The organism is Photorhabdus kleinii, from assembly GCF_025384885.1.
In the GTDB taxonomy this organism is placed as follows: Bacteria; Pseudomonadota; Gammaproteobacteria; order Enterobacterales; family Enterobacteriaceae; genus Photorhabdus; species Photorhabdus kayaii.
In genome coordinates, this window is the sequence record NZ_JAJAFY010000003.1 from 85,515 (window position 1) to 99,617 (window position 14,103).

General features: G+C 39.1%; 14 protein-coding genes, 1 tRNA gene and 2 pseudogenes. 6 read left to right on the forward strand and 11 right to left on the reverse strand.

Going from position 1 to position 14,103, the window contains the following annotated elements; all coding sequences use genetic code 11:
- Window positions 1–59: 59 nt before the first annotated feature.
- The 6 genes from LG003_RS03490 to LG003_RS03515 all read right to left on the reverse strand — a co-directional run bounded on the left by LG003_RS03490 (window position 60) and on the right by LG003_RS03515 (window position 5,495).
- Window positions 60–260: a hypothetical protein gene (locus LG003_RS03490; protein WP_074524840.1), complete on the reverse strand. Its 201-nt coding sequence runs from the start codon at window positions 258–260 to the stop codon at window positions 60–62.
- A gap of 179 nt (window positions 261–439) precedes the next feature.
- Complete coding sequence (locus LG003_RS03495; protein WP_225816643.1) at window positions 440–955, reverse strand: antiterminator Q family protein; 516 nt, start codon at window positions 953–955, stop codon at window positions 440–442.
- A 54-nt stretch (window positions 956–1,009) separates the two neighbouring features.
- Entirely contained in the window at window positions 1,010–1,603 is a 594-nt protein-coding gene (locus tag LG003_RS03500; RefSeq protein WP_049582240.1) for a DUF1367 family protein, read from the reverse strand.
- 100 nt (window positions 1,604–1,703) lie between these two features.
- Complete coding sequence (locus LG003_RS03505) at window positions 1,704–2,903, reverse strand: helix-turn-helix domain-containing protein (protein ID WP_262980160.1); 1,200 nt, start codon at window positions 2,901–2,903, stop codon at window positions 1,704–1,706.
- A gap of 15 nt (window positions 2,904–2,918) precedes the next feature.
- Entirely contained in the window at window positions 2,919–3,590 is a 672-nt protein-coding gene (locus tag LG003_RS03510) for a hypothetical protein (protein WP_112876671.1), read from the reverse strand.
- 543 nt (window positions 3,591–4,133) lie between these two features.
- On the reverse strand, window positions 4,134–5,495 hold the full coding sequence (locus LG003_RS03515) for a replicative DNA helicase (RefSeq protein WP_112876672.1): 1,362 nt from the start codon (window positions 5,493–5,495) through the stop codon (window positions 4,134–4,136).
- 255 nt (window positions 5,496–5,750) lie between these two features.
- Here LG003_RS03515 and LG003_RS03520 point away from each other — a divergent pair, with 255 nt between their 5' ends.
- The 5 genes and pseudogenes from LG003_RS03520 (at window position 5,751) to LG003_RS03540 (ending at window position 9,521) form a co-directional block, all read left to right on the forward strand.
- Complete coding sequence (locus LG003_RS03520) at window positions 5,751–7,397, forward strand: hypothetical protein (protein WP_370446043.1); 1,647 nt, start codon at window positions 5,751–5,753, stop codon at window positions 7,395–7,397.
- Window positions 7,397–8,422, forward strand: a complete 1,026-nt coding sequence (locus tag LG003_RS03525; protein ID WP_240002997.1) for a siphovirus Gp157 family protein — start codon at window positions 7,397–7,399, stop codon at window positions 8,420–8,422. The genes LG003_RS03520 and LG003_RS03525 overlap by 1 nt, the downstream gene beginning before the upstream one ends.
- A 2-nt stretch (window positions 8,423–8,424) precedes the next feature.
- A tRNA-OTHER gene (locus tag LG003_RS03530) sits at window positions 8,425–8,527 on the forward strand.
- A gap of 566 nt (window positions 8,528–9,093) precedes the next feature.
- A complete protein-coding gene (locus LG003_RS03535) occupies window positions 9,094–9,243 on the forward strand; it encodes a hypothetical protein (RefSeq protein ID WP_158537752.1) in 150 nt (49 codons plus the stop codon).
- A gap of 8 nt (window positions 9,244–9,251) precedes the next feature.
- Window positions 9,252–9,521: pseudogene (locus LG003_RS03540) on the forward strand (helix-turn-helix domain-containing protein).
- A 337-nt stretch (window positions 9,522–9,858) separates the two neighbouring features.
- Here LG003_RS03540 and LG003_RS03545 read toward each other — a convergent pair.
- The 3 genes and pseudogenes from LG003_RS03545 to LG003_RS23335 all read right to left on the reverse strand — a co-directional run.
- Window positions 9,859–10,275: a type II toxin-antitoxin system HicB family antitoxin gene (locus LG003_RS03545; RefSeq protein ID WP_262980161.1), complete on the reverse strand. Its 417-nt coding sequence runs from the start codon at window positions 10,273–10,275 to the stop codon at window positions 9,859–9,861.
- Window positions 10,276–10,331: 56 nt separating this feature from the next.
- Window positions 10,332–10,505 carry a type II toxin-antitoxin system HicA family toxin gene (locus LG003_RS03550; protein ID WP_112876676.1) on the reverse strand — a complete coding sequence of 58 codons (174 nt, stop codon included), beginning with the start codon at window positions 10,503–10,505 and terminating at the stop codon, window positions 10,332–10,334.
- A 442-nt stretch (window positions 10,506–10,947) separates the two neighbouring features.
- Window positions 10,948–11,040, reverse strand: a pseudogene (locus LG003_RS23335) (hypothetical protein); the annotation flags it as partial.
- Window positions 11,041–11,098: 58 nt separating this feature from the next.
- On the opposite strand from LG003_RS23335, the gene LG003_RS03560 reads away from it, so the two are divergent.
- Window positions 11,099–11,521: a hypothetical protein gene (locus tag LG003_RS03560; RefSeq protein ID WP_240000694.1), complete on the forward strand. Its 423-nt coding sequence runs from the start codon at window positions 11,099–11,101 to the stop codon at window positions 11,519–11,521.
- Between the two features lie 1,505 nt (window positions 11,522–13,026).
- On the opposite strand, the gene LG003_RS03565 is transcribed toward LG003_RS03560, so the two are convergent.
- The gene (locus tag LG003_RS03565) at window positions 13,027–13,611 is read right to left on the reverse strand and encodes a putative adenosine monophosphate-protein transferase Fic (protein WP_112876678.1); all 585 of its coding nucleotides are present in this window, start codon (window positions 13,609–13,611) and stop codon (window positions 13,027–13,029) included.
- A 7-nt stretch (window positions 13,612–13,618) separates the two neighbouring features.
- Window positions 13,619–14,101, reverse strand: a complete 483-nt coding sequence (locus tag LG003_RS03570) for a YhfG family protein (RefSeq protein ID WP_112876679.1) — start codon at window positions 14,099–14,101, stop codon at window positions 13,619–13,621.
- Between the last annotated feature and the right edge of the window lie 2 nt (window positions 14,102–14,103).

The window sequence follows — 14,103 nt, forward strand, 5'->3', positions numbered from 1 at the left end:
AATGGCTGGCGTCGTCAACTTCACCAGCCGTCCATTTCACCGCTTAAGAAGTTACCCCATCAGGGGCAACGCTTGAAAAAGGTGTCGTTGTCCCGGCTTTCCATCAATCCAGCCAGACAAAATTGAGTTAAAAGTAATTGGCAACGCGGCGTTGATAGCCCCGTCAGAGTTGAAACATCAGGAATAGAAACCCAGTCATACATCGGTACGGTTTCTAAAACACATGAGGCTATTGTTGTCATATCTTCATGTTTTAGCATGATAATTTAAACCTTTGGTCAGTTAATGTGCATAGACACACATGTAACTCTGACCGATGACAACAGCAAGTCTTATCTGGATTTCAGGCAATAAAAAACCCCGCACTGGGCGAGGCTATCAGTCACGAATGCTACTATCGCAACGTATACTAGAATAGTGGCTCATAAGTTCAAAGATGTCAACACGTTCGTGACAAAAGTTTTGATTTTCTTTCCTGTTCCCGTCTTATAAAGGCATCTTGCAATGGTTGATAAATCAAATATTCCGTTGTTCTTAATATTTCCTCAACCTCACGCCGACAAGTTGACATTGATGGCTTTCGCTTACGCAACATACCATTTCTGCGGATCATAATTCTTGGCTGAACCGTTGCATGATAATGCCTAGCAATTGCTCTATCAGATACACAATAAACATATCGACTAAGCAACATCCCAAATGCAACCCGATCAATATGGTAAATATGGTCTACTACCCTAGCGATTAACATACCATCATCATCATTACATATCGGACGTTCTGGATAACCTCTCGGCTCTACTGTCGCCATAAACTCAGCAATCATACTGCTCTGACGTTTATCAAACCTGCCAGAGTAAACCCACGCGCCAAACTTAGATAACCAATCCTGCAACCAGATTTCTTGTGATTGGCTCAACTGTAGCCCATCCGTTGGAAACATCACACCCGACATAGCCGTACCTCTTCAACTTCCTTTTTCACTTTTGGTCATTAGTCTCGCTCTGCATTAAATAAAATCGAACAGCTGAGAGGCGACATTCTCAGCAGCTTCTCTAGTCGGGAAATTGCGATACAATATAAAGTTCCAAAGCACGTTTAATGTGGCTTTATAAAGTTCCTGAAATTCCAGCTCTTCCATTTTGGCAAAGCTGATTGAACGAGGTTCACGATATAGACTTCCGTTAGGCATCTCGTAAGTGTCATAGTGCCCTGACTCCACTGTTGCCCAGCGCCGAAAGGTATCAAAGGATTTGGTGGCAGTAATGTTCTGGGCTCGGTTTTTGGATATGCCAGCAAGATATTCATCCGCAGCGGATTGTAAGACATCTTCACTGCCCGCGAAGTGTGCAAGAAATTGTACGTAGCCACGCACAAGCGCTTTCTCTTTCGGGGAAATAGTGCCTCCAGTAGGTTGCCAGTATTCATAGCCAAGATTCAGAAGGGCAAAATATTTACGATGGAAACGCGGGTTACGTGCTTTCTTAAAATCCGCATAAAGCACATCGCCACACTTCACTTTGAAGTGCAGGTATTCCCTGGCTGCGGGAGTCGCCGGTCTCAGGGTGTCATTCGAGATTTTGATAAAACTATGCTGCGTCATCACTTATCCTCAAAGTTATGACACAGCAGCTTTTGTTTAGGTTATCGGATGTTCAGGCCGATACGAATAGAATAACAGGTGTTAGTATTAATTCCCAATTTTACTTTTTATTAAATAAGTTAACGACGTTTGTATCTTGTTGTGTCGTAGATATATTAATACTATTCTTCAATTGTATTCTGGATTGAAAATCAAGTACCTGTGATTCTGAAAAAAATCCCTTAGGAACTGAACATAAATCCTCTAAATCTCCTTTTGGGAAACCAAATTCCTCAAGAAGCGTTTTTTTACTAAAAGTTCCAGAATCCAATAATAGGTTCAAGCACCTAGGTAACAAACGAACCGACTCTGGTTTTCTAAGATCATCAAGCGGCTCTCCTTTTCGCCAACCTCTAGCAGAAATATTTTTATATAATCTCTGATATTCCAGAGAAGATATTAACTCTAAATTTCTCGCCCTAAGGATCATAGATTGTGCCGACATCCCCCAGCGATTTTTTAAAGATATGAAATTCTGTAATGTAGGATATGGAGGAAGCTCTACAGAAAATGACTCTTCCGGCAACATGAAACTCGACGCAAACTTATGTGCTTGCTCTTCTATTGGATTAAAATTAATAGTATCAAATTTATTTATATATCGATGTAAGACTATATGACCTAATTCATGAGCAGCATCAAATCGACTACGATAATAGTTATCTTTGTCACTAGCTAAAACCACATACGGTCTATTATCTAAATCATTCCATTGAGAATAGCCATCCATTACAGAACTACCTTGTTCAAATCTGGAACAGACTATCCCCGCATTCTCCATTACAAGTAATAGATCATCTATCGGTGCAATACCTAATCCCCAAGCTTTCCTACACTCAAAAGCCATTCTTTCAATCAACTGATCATCTATCGCTCTGTAATCCTTTACGTTAAGATGAGGAATGTTAACTTCTGGATAATCAAGATATTCTTGCATCTTACATGATAACTCTTGAAACCATCCCATGTACCGCTCTGAGGCGATACATAAGTCTTTTGCCGTAGTTGAAAGTGTTCGGAAGAATACTGGTCTTTTTTCGTACTTAACAATAGGCTTTGTGAACCAACTTACCGGGCAATTAAGAATCTGACTTAAGCTATGCAATACTTCTGCATCGGGGGAATGATTACCGTTTTCCCATTTGGTAATAGTTGATGGAGAACGATCCACTAATCTACCAAGGTTAATTTTCGATAATCCCCTCGCTTCTCTTATCTGTGTCAACCTTTCAGATTGGAAACCAGAAATTCCCACTCTCATAATGTCTCACCTATTCTATTTTTCCTGATCCTTCAGGCGCTTCTTGAGCTTAGGTAAAACCATATCAGGAATGACTATCTTTTTCTCTCCAGTATAGAGCGCTAAAAGCTCCGTTACAGATTTATTATAGTGAAAACCTTTCATATTGGTAAAAGGAACCACAATCCTTAAATCCATCATGCTGGCCTGAGATTCATGATATGGTGGATTAATATTTATTAACAACACACCTAACGTATCAATGTCATTATGATGTTTACTATCTTCTTCTCTAAAAAGATCTGGAGTATAGCCTTCAAATTTTTCATTCAATTGGGCTATCAATGAACGATGTTTCGCGCCCCTTATGTGGCGCTCATCGTGATTTAACCCAATACGGCTAATTTTAACACCTTCTGAATCAATAATAATATAATGCTCCCCTTTCGGGGACGTATCAGCATCGTAACAAAGATAACCTGAGCGACTTGCAGCTTCCCTCAAAGCTGAGTTAAGGCCATAGTGCCTAGCCTGAGGCCTAAATCTACGTTGCTCCTGCTCACCAAGTTTTAATATATCGCCTATAGTTACTTCCTGTGCTGCGGCATACTTAGCATATAATTCATCTTGTACGTTAAGCCAAAAATCACGCCTGAAAGCGTTTATTATCAAATCGGTAATATCACTTTGTGTGTCGTTAATGCTCATTTAGATACCCTGATTGCGTTAAGCAGATTTTATGGTATTTTTTTTTCGTTTTGAACGCAAGCAATATACTTAATATGTAATTTGTACGTTACAAATACAACTTCAACTCTTATACCATCCCAGTGTGTTCCAGCAGGCCACTTCACTAGAAAAACAATATTCAGCTACAAAAAGGCTTTCCCACACACTTTTCACTTTGCTGTTTATGCAACTGAACTACCTACTTTTTTCATGAATGATCATCCATCCTAATCAACATAGTGAGGTATTCATTAACTTTGTAAGATTCCCTATCCGATCTTCGAAGAGTACAATTGAGCTTCAGCATCTCCAGCTCTTAGTTATCCACCAGCAATTCTATTTTGGTAAAGCCAGCATCCTGCTGGCGTTTACATTGAATCGACTAGCTTTCAAGTCTAACTTTGTAAGATAGCGATGTTTTCGGCACTACACCAAAATGGGATAATTAATAAATACCCCAATTATCTAATAAAATCAGTTTACTGTTTATGGTCATATTGGTCTGCCTCTTTTGGTCTTTAGTTAAAATGCTTTGTCCGCATATCGGCGCTCTTTTTGTTTAGTCTGTTGCTGTGTACGACATATTTCAGCAGCAACAATTTGATCAGTTGGTAAGTAATGCCCGTTTTTAAATTCCTGGAATATCGTTCCGGTTTCACCGTGACGATTTTTATCCAAAATAATCTCAGCATAATTTCTGGCTGGACTTCGTGGGCTATAAACAACATCCCGGTAAGTAAAAATAATCCTGTCTGCATCTTGCTCTAAGCTACCTGAATCTCTTAAATCAGCCGCAACAGGACGACGTTGATGCATTGGCCGCTTATCAACTTCTCTTGATAACTGACTCAATGCGGTAACTGGTGTATGCAGTCGTTTAGCCAGTCCTTTGAGGACCCTAGATATTTGAGCGATAGCAAGATCATTACGTTCGGCTTTGGGCTTTTCTATCAATCCCAGATAATCAACAAAAATTCCTTTCAGATTCGGATACCTGCGTTTATGAGTTTCACTGATAGCACATATTTGCTCAACGCTTAATTCACTAGCATCAAGAATATGAATATCACGATCTATTAACTCGCTTATTGCGTTAGATATACGAACCCAATCTTCATCATAAAATTCACCACTTCTCAATTTGGAAACTGACAGTTGGGCAGAACCAGCAACCATACGCTCTGTAATTTGTTGTGCTGCCATTTCCATTGAAAACAGCAATACTGCCCCTCCATGCCTCGTCATACCCTCAATCATGCAAAGTGCCAGTTCTGTTTTGCCCATGCCGGGACGACCGCCGATGAGAATTAAATCAGTTGGGTTAAATCCTCCCGTCAACGAGTCAAATGGCTCAATACCTGTCATAATCATGCCGCGACTATCTTCACCTAAGTTACGCCTCTCCAGTGTGTCAATGTACCCTTCAACCAATGTCTTGATGTGCACGGGAACTAGGTTGCCAGTATCTCGCATTAACTCCCCCATAGTGGACATAAAGCCCGCTATGACATGTTGTGCTTGAGTATGATTTTTAGTTTCCAGTAACGCCTGTTGACCGGCGTTGATCACTGCTGTAACCCGCCGAACATACCAATATTCACTAACTTTATTGGCATAGCCTTTCAGGTTTGCATTCCAAACAGGGCTCTTACTCAACTCCAGGACATTAGCTAATGTATTACCATCTCCACTCATAGCCTCAGCGATGAATATTGGATCAATCAGGGAGCTACTGAACGCTTGTTTTTTGATTTCAACGTAGACACGACGCAAAAAATCTGAACTAAACGCCTCTTCTGGTAACGTTGCAAGAACATCGTAAGCATCCTGCGTTAATAGCGATACAACAAACGAAACTATGCATATATCTATTATCGGTGGCAAAAGGCGGGTTGAATATTACCCAACGACGGGAATGGTTTATTCAAATGCTGTCAAGGGATTATATCCAAAAGTCAAAATGCCAAAAACCGGGATTAAGGCAGCAATAAGACTGGCAAAAAAAAGCAATTCATTAAAGAGGTAAGACCAATGTTCACATATATCTGTGTCTTTGAGCCGACAAAAAAAGCTCAAAAAAATGGGGCCGTACCACTTGCAATCGCACTCAAAACCAATTCCGAAAAAATGGCTAAAGCTATGGCCATTGTTTACCTTGGGGAAGAGTACGCGGACGATATGAGCAACTTCAACACATCAAAACCGATTATTTGTAAAGATATACAAGGCTCCCCTCGCCCACCAATTGGTAAATTTGACGAAAAATTTGCTACTGAATACGAGTTCAACGGCACCACATGGCAGGCTAGAACACTCGAACCAACGAAAAACTCATCTATTACTACACGTGATTTTAACCACACTTACGCCACGTTAGATCTGGAAATTGCACTGGCATTACTAGACGGTGACTTTCATTGCTGGGCGATTATGTCACATAGTATAAAAGAAGCTAAGCAACTGATAGCAGACAACAATGAAACATGGAGGCAATGGTCCACCGCATTTCGCATCAGAACCGACGCTCTGTCCATTCCAAGAGAAACGCTTTTCAGCATCGTGCGTGAAGGTAAACGCCGTCCTGAATTTCTGGCCGATGTCATCGCTATGAAGGAATTTTTAAACTGTGCTTTAGGTAATACCGACATATCCATTGAATTACCAGAAGAGCAACCCAAAGTTTCCGATTATCCGATGTCAACATCAGAAGCCTCAATAACAGATGTCGCTCCAGATGAGGTTGAACCCCCACAGGCGGCACTACAGGTTAAAGAGAAAAAAAGCGAAATCACGTCTCTTAAGACCAGAAAAACCAAGCAAACCAAAGAGGACAAAGCGGTAGAAAAGACTGCACAAGACACTACGGCGGATGATGAAGTCACCTCATTGCCTCCTGCTGCTACCCTGAACACCAATGATGATAACTTCCAACATCGTGCCAATTTGCTGGAAGAAACTATCAAGGCACAAGGCGATGAGCAGCAAACGAATCTCCGTATCTGGAAAGCAGTCCAACGCACCGATCCCCACTTTACAAAACCATTAGAGGGAATGGGGTTCAACGGTACAAGCATAAACAGTAACTATATGTTTATGCGGGCAACAGAACTATTCGGACCATTCGGTTATGGATGGGGCTGTAATGTCACAGAAGAAAAACTGATCAATGGCGCCCCCATGTCAGAACCTATCTATGACGATAAAAATAAACAAATTGGGAGCCGATTCTTACGTGATTCTGACGGCACATTAATATGTGAACAAAATCACTCTATCAAAATTCTCTTTTGGTATCTGGTCGAATGTGACATTTGCGCTGAAATTGAAAGTTATGGTGCAACACCATACATGTACAGAACCAAATATGGAATTAAAACAGATGGAGAAGCCATCAAGAAATCACTCACCGATGCCATAAAGAAAGCGTTATCGATGCTTGGATTTTCTGCTGATGTATTTATGGGTATGCATGATAACCCTGAATATCTGGCCGACAACAACATTGAATTTGAAATCAAGGCCGCCAGTGATAAGGCCGAGGATCTAGTCAGATTACGCAAGGAACTAGACGATAAGTTCACCCGTAATACAGAAACTATGCGTACCGCTGTCAGCAAAAATGAAATTCGCGGCATAGCATCTACCCTTATCCGTGAATTAGGCATTCATTTAGGCAACGCCAAGGCCAAAGGAGACAAGGATTACGAAAAGTACTTATCCGGTCGTCTGCGTCGCTTGAATGAAATAGAGAAAGAATGTTTAACTCAATTAGAGAAAGCAAACTAATGACTACAACCGCAATTGCATTAGCAGCAGATTATGAAAAATTACAACAGTTGGTAGAAACTGGCGAATTCTCGCCAGAAGATATCGCCGATACACTTGAAAGTATCGAATGTACTATCGGTGATAAACTTGATGCTATCATGATCCATGTTCGCAATATCGAAGGCCAAGCCAAGACTCTTGCTGATGAGTCTAAGCGACTTACTGACCGTAAAAAATCATTCGAAAGGCAAGTAAAAAACCTAACACCAGCAATATTAAAAACTTGGATTCAAAAACGATCAACTGCTCTGAAAACAATCAGGAATAATCTGTCATTTTTACGCAGCGCCATAGATGAAGCAGTTACTGATTGCCTGATTAGTATGAATCCTGTGAATTTAGTAACAGCATCACGGTATCAAACTGAACGAATAGAAAACGATAACGAATATATTGTTGACCCTCTATCTCCTAACGAGGTTACTGCATTACTGTCAGCAGCAAGCAATAAACAAAAACAATGGGAAAATTTATTCCTTTTTGCGATACATACAGGGCTTAGAAGCTCCGAGTTATGCGCGCTTCGATGGCAAGATATCGACTTCATTGGCAAAACCGTACATGTCCAATCGGCACGAGTAGTAGGAATAATAAAAGGAACGAAGACAAAAGCCGGTACCAGAAAAGTTGAACTGGACACTAACGCTATATCAGCCCTATTAAATCAGAAGACATTCACTTTTATGAAAGGTGGAGTGGTCTTTGAGGACCCCAAAAAAGGTGAAGCTTGGGCAGGTGCAGATGCCATTCGTAAAAAAGCCTGGGTACCCACACTAAAAAAGGCGGGAATTCGGTATCGCAACCCTTATCAAACAAGGCACACATTTGCAACAAAGCACATCAGCCAAGGGGTTAATCTTTTCTGGCTTGCCGCTCAAATGGGGCATAAAGGTCCAGAGATGCTTTTCAGACATTACGGCTCATATCTGAAGGAATATGATAACAGCACATACAAACCTAAACAGGCCAGTAGTAGGACATGAAAGGAGCTGCAAAGAATACGCGGCAAAGATATTTCATAAAAATGTTATTTATAACAATAAGATGTAAAACAATTAACGCGGGTTCAACTCCCGCCAGCTCCACCAAATAAATCAAGGGGTTACGTGAGAGCGTAGCCCCTTTTTCTTTGTCTATGTCCACTTTACGTCCACTCATTTTATTTTTATGGGCATCAATGGACACTACCTGCACCACTGTATTCCTGCTGATTCATCACTGAAATTACTTAAGATGCTTGAACGTAACCCTGCGCTTATTAATGAATTAAACACACTTTAATGCTTTCACTTTCTCCTTGTCATAATGCAAAAGGAGAAAATAATTTCAGTTCTGTATATCCTCTAAAGCCGCGCCCTATCTGATTTCTATGATAAAGCACGGCTCTCTTTCATGATCTTATTTTTCACGTAAAATATAATTTTTCCTTTAATATCATTGCATTGTAATTTTCTCCATTGTCTTCTTTTGATCCAAAGTGTGCAGGCGGGTGCGGTGTAGTGCCGTTTTCATCATAAGTTCGTTTATTTCGTCATAAGCGAAGTGAGACAAACCGTCACTAAGGTATTTATTTGATTCTTGAGTCAGATAATACAATCGGTTAGAGTAGTGTCGCCATCGGCAAAATCCAATGGTCAGGGGGTCGCAGCCTTGAATGAGTAACCCACTGGTAAGAGATTATTTCCTTACCAGTGTGCCTGCTATCGCTTCTATGGCGGTTCAGGCAGGGGAGGCTATGCCTCGCCGGAATGGTTACTCTCCGGTACTGCGAACCCTGTTTGAACCGCCACCACCAAAGAGGTAAGCAGGAATATGAAAAAAGATTGGCACACCGCCGATATTATCGCCGCGATACGCAAGAAGAATAAGACGCTGGCATCATTGTCCAGAGAGCACGGTTTAAATTCTTCAACATTAGCAAATGCTTTAACGCGGCCCTAGCCTAAAGGGGAATTGTTGATCGCTCAGGAAATTGGTGTAACCCCTGCTGAGATATGGCCCAGTCGGTATTTTGATGAAAATGAGCAGCCTATCAAACGAACCATTCGAAATGATTTACCAAACAATTCTGATATCACATAATTTATTTCTATATCCGAAAAAGTAACGACAACTTTTAAACCACTAAACTAATATAACACTCTGAATTATCAGTTTTTTATTACACTCATTGCCCATTCTTTAATATCAGAATTGTATTCATAGCTCTATGAAGGTGTAAAAAAGCCCGCATGTTGCGGGCGAGATAATTGTGTTTCAGACCATCAGAACACAAACCCGTAGCGCTAATTGATATCGCATTATTAACCTGGGTACGTATTAGTTTGATTAATAACCGTGCTGTGTGCATCTGGTTGCGTTTTATGAGGATATGAAAGAAGGCCACGTATTAACGCAGCCTGTTAATTAATGGTGATTTTCATTCAATGGACAACGTTAACTGATGTCCGATAGCCAATGCGACCTTACCCACCGTATCAATTTTGGTTGAGTGCCGTAAATCAAAGATACGGGTCACTTCCTGCTTTTTCACCCCCATACGGCTAGCTAACTCAATTTGCGTTAACTTGGAATCAAGAAACGCATTGAGCATAAGCACCTTAGAGGCCACGCTTAAAGGCACATCGACATAATCATCATCCTGCCCTACAGGGCTAGGAAGCGGAATTTTTTCACTATCTTCGAAGTAAAATTCAAAGGCGGTTATTAGCGCATCAAGTGCCATCTCTAGCGCCTCTTCCCGTGTATCCCCTTGGGTTAAAGCTTCGGGGATATCCGGGAACGAGACGAAATAACCGCCCTCTTCTACTGGCTCTAGTGTGACTAAATATCGCATATTTTTAATGGTGAACCTGTTGTGCGAGAACCAGCCCCTTGCGAGGCTGGTTTTTATCACAATCCTAATTGCTTAATGATTGCTTTCCTCAGTGGCTCTTTGATCTCTTGGCTAGGGTGTCTCGGCATAATGCTTCGTTTCCCCCGATATCTCAGTTTCAGATGGTTTGTCCCGTTTGAAACTTCGACTCCTTGAGCTTCCAGCCACCGTCTAAACTCGCTTTGCTTCACCACTCCTCCATTCTGTTGAACATACCAACACAGTAAACATTTATGCTTACTTGGTCAACGCTTTTGTTTACCACCTAGAAAGGGTAAAAATAACCTCTACCGAAGAGAGATCAATTAATCTAGCCAATCACTGGCAAGTATTTCTGTTTCAGCCCATCCGATTTATAGGCCATGTTCCTTATCGCGCTGGCGTTCTCCGGCATACCTGTGTTGTGGTGCGTATGCGCGGCGGTCAGTTCAGCTAATTCCTTAACCACAATTTTTGGCTTGCTTAAATCTATCCGGCGTCACTATAGGCAAGGATGCCCGCGCCTCGATGAGTTCCGCGCCTAATGTTCCTAAAAAACCACTCGGCTTTCATAAGCCATCTTAACCGTTAGGTTTCTCATCAGGCCGATAGGCCGGTCATGTCATCAATTATCAATCTTCGCAAAACCAGTGGAGCACGCATTGCTTGTTGAGCTTCAGTTCTGGGCTGAACAAAACGCATTGAAGGACGTGATGCGGCTTCGCATATCGCTTCGGCATCAACAAAAACACCGGCTTTAGCTGCAATACTCTGTTGTACTGGAGGTGCAACATGGATTACAGATATGGCAGCCACACCTATAGTCGAGTCGCCTATTGTAGAAACATTTTCTATAGAAAATAGGAGGAAAAGTGCATTGCTAATTGAAAACCTATACCGGAAGGTACATCAAGTGAAAGATGACATCGGATTTTTCGAATTTGCATGTTCTAAGTTTTTGCTCAATATTGCAGATTCTTATATCCGACTTCATCGTCATTGGGGACTACAAGGTTTTCTCAAAATGATTAGCCAGCTCAAAGATATTGATGAAAGTTTTGCTGAGCATTTCTCACTGGCAATGAACCCTAATCATATAGAAACAGGAATTGAGGAAATAGATTTTCTTTATAGAGAGGTTATTATGCTTCTTGGTGGTGAAACAAATTCTGATGAAAATTTTGTGAGTCAGGGCATTATGAACATACTGAATGTGGTTGAGAACTAGCAGTTATATACCCGTTATTTTTCAAATTGCCTCTTTGTTGGCTGCACTCGCTCACCCCGGTCACATAGTTTGCTATGCTCCCCGGGATTCACTCCCTTGCCGTCGCGATGCATCTTGAAATCCATAGGATATAAAAATAGCTCATTAGATGTTTTGCGCCCATATATTTTATGGGGAAATTATTGAGTTCATTCATAATGAACTTAGTTTTTACTTATTGTAAAACATAAATTAGCAGATATCTTATTTCGACAAAATTAACTGCGAGCTTCACAAAAGAATTTAATACAATAGAAATTTAATTACATAAATTACACATTTATAATGCACTTTAACTATAGTAGATCTTAAATAAAGCATGATGAATTATTTTTATCACTAATAGTGATTAATAATTACTGGGTAAGTTAACATTAATAAATAATTTTTAAGACCAAAAATATACCAAGCTATTTATAAACAATATCGGATAACTTCCTCTCCATTTCCTGTTATTTCCTCTGAGTGATGTTCTATGCTAAATCTGCCGTCACCTGAACATAATTGAATATTCTAATATACCTATTATATAATCCTGTAAATATAATATCACTCACAAGATTCTGTAATTTATTGCAAGTTATATTATAGTTAATATTGAATGCAATAGTGTAAATGAAAAATTTTTATTATATTTTTAATAAAATAAATCTAAAAAGAGTATATTATCATTTTCAAAAATAATATAAGGAAATATATTAAAAGATAAAATATAAAAACAATCAACACTGAATTATTCATTATTATTAATTGATAAAAATTATTTCTCTACTCTTTATCACAAATCCATCAGCGTTACTTCAACAAATTTTCAACAATACAACAAAAAATTATACGAAAAGAGAACTTATTACCTATTATTGAACAATAATTAGTAGCTAGGATAAATTATTTTACTCTACATAATCCCCTGATGAGGTACCAACCATGAAAAAGCTATCAATTTGTTTTTTAGTATTGAGCATTACCGCTTTCTCGCCTAACTTCGCGTCGGCAAATTTATGTTATTACTCTGAGAGATCTCTGGGTAAATGCGCTAAGACATGTGCGCCAGTAATTATTATTAGCCTTTTCCTTGGGACAATTTGTCTTTAAATCAATTGATAATAATATATTTAATAAATAAAGTGACAAGGATAGTTTTGTTCTTGTCGCTTTCATTGTACGGTTTTATTTATTTTATATTTTTTAAACCGTCAATCACTTTAAATACATTCAATCCAAATTAAGTGGAATGCTTAATCGGCAAGCTCATAGAATGAAACTCTATTAATCATAGAAAAATAAATACTCCACGGAAGGTTATCTCAGCAGGAAAATATATTAAATACCTAATCGTCTTATTATTAATATAACCCCATAATTAAAACTATTTTTCTGTCTGTAAGTAATAGTTGAAGTCACCAAAAATCTTAGATAAAAAATACTAGTAAATAATTCATTATATCATCTCAAAATTATATAATTTAAGAGACACAATTTTCAAAAATCCTTATTAATGGCTGATAGTTACATTGATAAGCAGAAATATTAGCCTCAATCCACTGTTTAGCATCTATAGATTCAAAAGAGATTTTATATCCACAGTTTATAACAATATATTCAAACAATAGTCGCTGTGTTCGCCCATTTCCTTCTCTAAAAGGATGAATCACATTTAATTCTGCATAATATTCAGCAAGTTTCCTAACAAGCTCATGATAGTTTAATCCTACAAGATAATCTTCATTCTCTAATATATCAAATATCCTATTCCCTTCCATCTCAATACATTTAGCATGACAGAAGCGGGTATCCCCTTTAGATATATCAATTATCCTTAGCTGACCAGCCCAATCATATAAGTCAGAAAATATCTGTTTATGAAGTTGACACCAAAAGACCAAATCGTAAGGAGGTTCCTGGAATGAAATATTCAATATAGCAAGTTCAGTGAGTTCCCTTTCTGCCTGTTCAAGCACAATGGGATCACGAATACCTAATTTATTAATCAATGTGTCTATACCCGGATATGTGTAGGGATCTTGCCCTGCTCCATATTTATCTATCATAACCACCTCATTGTAAACTATATTTCCTAATGAGTTTATCTTTAAGATTTTTTTGCTCTTTCGGTGTTTCAGGCAAACTATTCATAACAATATTCATCCCTTCAAGGCGCATGCTATCTCTATAGTTTTTTAATTTTACACGGTCAAAATAATGTTTTTTTTCATTATAAGTTGTCATTATTGCTCTTCTATTCTTTTGGTTTCTAATATTTTTCTCTTGCTGACGGGAATATTTAAACTTAGCCAGATCCAAATCGCTCAATTTACAGTTAATCACCTGGCCGCTTTCAAATATCCCCCAAGAAATAACTTCAAAATAACTAACCTTCCCATTTCTAATACGGTTAATCTTTACCTCTAAGTCTTGTTGCAATATTTGCAAAACCTGTTGCACCTTACGTTCAGATATCCCTGTCGCTTCTACAATTGAACGGGTATTAGGATGATCTAATTTAGTCAAGGCCGCCATAACAGCTAACTCATATTTCATTT

What these genes read in the sequence shown, in the direction of transcription:
- LG003_RS03495 (WP_225816643.1), bottom strand. Translation starts at nt 955, where the DNA reads ATGTCGGGTGTGATGTTTCCAACGGATGGGCTACAGTTGAGCCAATCA.
- LG003_RS03490 (WP_074524840.1), bottom strand. Translation starts at nt 260, where the DNA reads ATGCTAAAACATGAAGATATGACAACAATAGCCTCATGTGTTTTAGAA.
- LG003_RS03510 (WP_112876671.1), bottom strand. Translation starts at nt 3,590, where the DNA reads ATGAGCATTAACGACACACAAAGTGATATTACCGATTTGATAATAAAC.
- LG003_RS03560 (WP_240000694.1), top strand. Translation starts at nt 11,099, where the DNA reads ATGGCAGCCACACCTATAGTCGAGTCGCCTATTGTAGAAACATTTTCT.
- LG003_RS03500 (WP_049582240.1), bottom strand. Translation starts at nt 1,603, where the DNA reads ATGACGCAGCATAGTTTTATCAAAATCTCGAATGACACCCTGAGACCG.
- LG003_RS03565 (WP_112876678.1), bottom strand. Translation starts at nt 13,611, where the DNA reads ATGATAGATAAATATGGAGCAGGGCAAGATCCCTACACATATCCGGGT.
- LG003_RS03520 (WP_370446043.1), top strand. Translation starts at nt 5,751, where the DNA reads ATGGCCATTGTTTACCTTGGGGAAGAGTACGCGGACGATATGAGCAAC.
- LG003_RS03505 (WP_262980160.1), bottom strand. Translation starts at nt 2,903, where the DNA reads ATGAGAGTGGGAATTTCTGGTTTCCAATCTGAAAGGTTGACACAGATA.
- LG003_RS03525 (WP_240002997.1), top strand. Translation starts at nt 7,397, where the DNA reads ATGACTACAACCGCAATTGCATTAGCAGCAGATTATGAAAAATTACAA.
- LG003_RS03570 (WP_112876679.1), bottom strand. Translation starts at nt 14,101, where the DNA reads ATGAAATATGAGTTAGCTGTTATGGCGGCCTTGACTAAATTAGATCAT.
- LG003_RS03545 (WP_262980161.1), bottom strand. Translation starts at nt 10,275, where the DNA reads ATGCGATATTTAGTCACACTAGAGCCAGTAGAAGAGGGCGGTTATTTC.
- LG003_RS03535 (WP_158537752.1), top strand. Translation starts at nt 9,094, where the DNA reads ATGAGTAACCCACTGGTAAGAGATTATTTCCTTACCAGTGTGCCTGCT.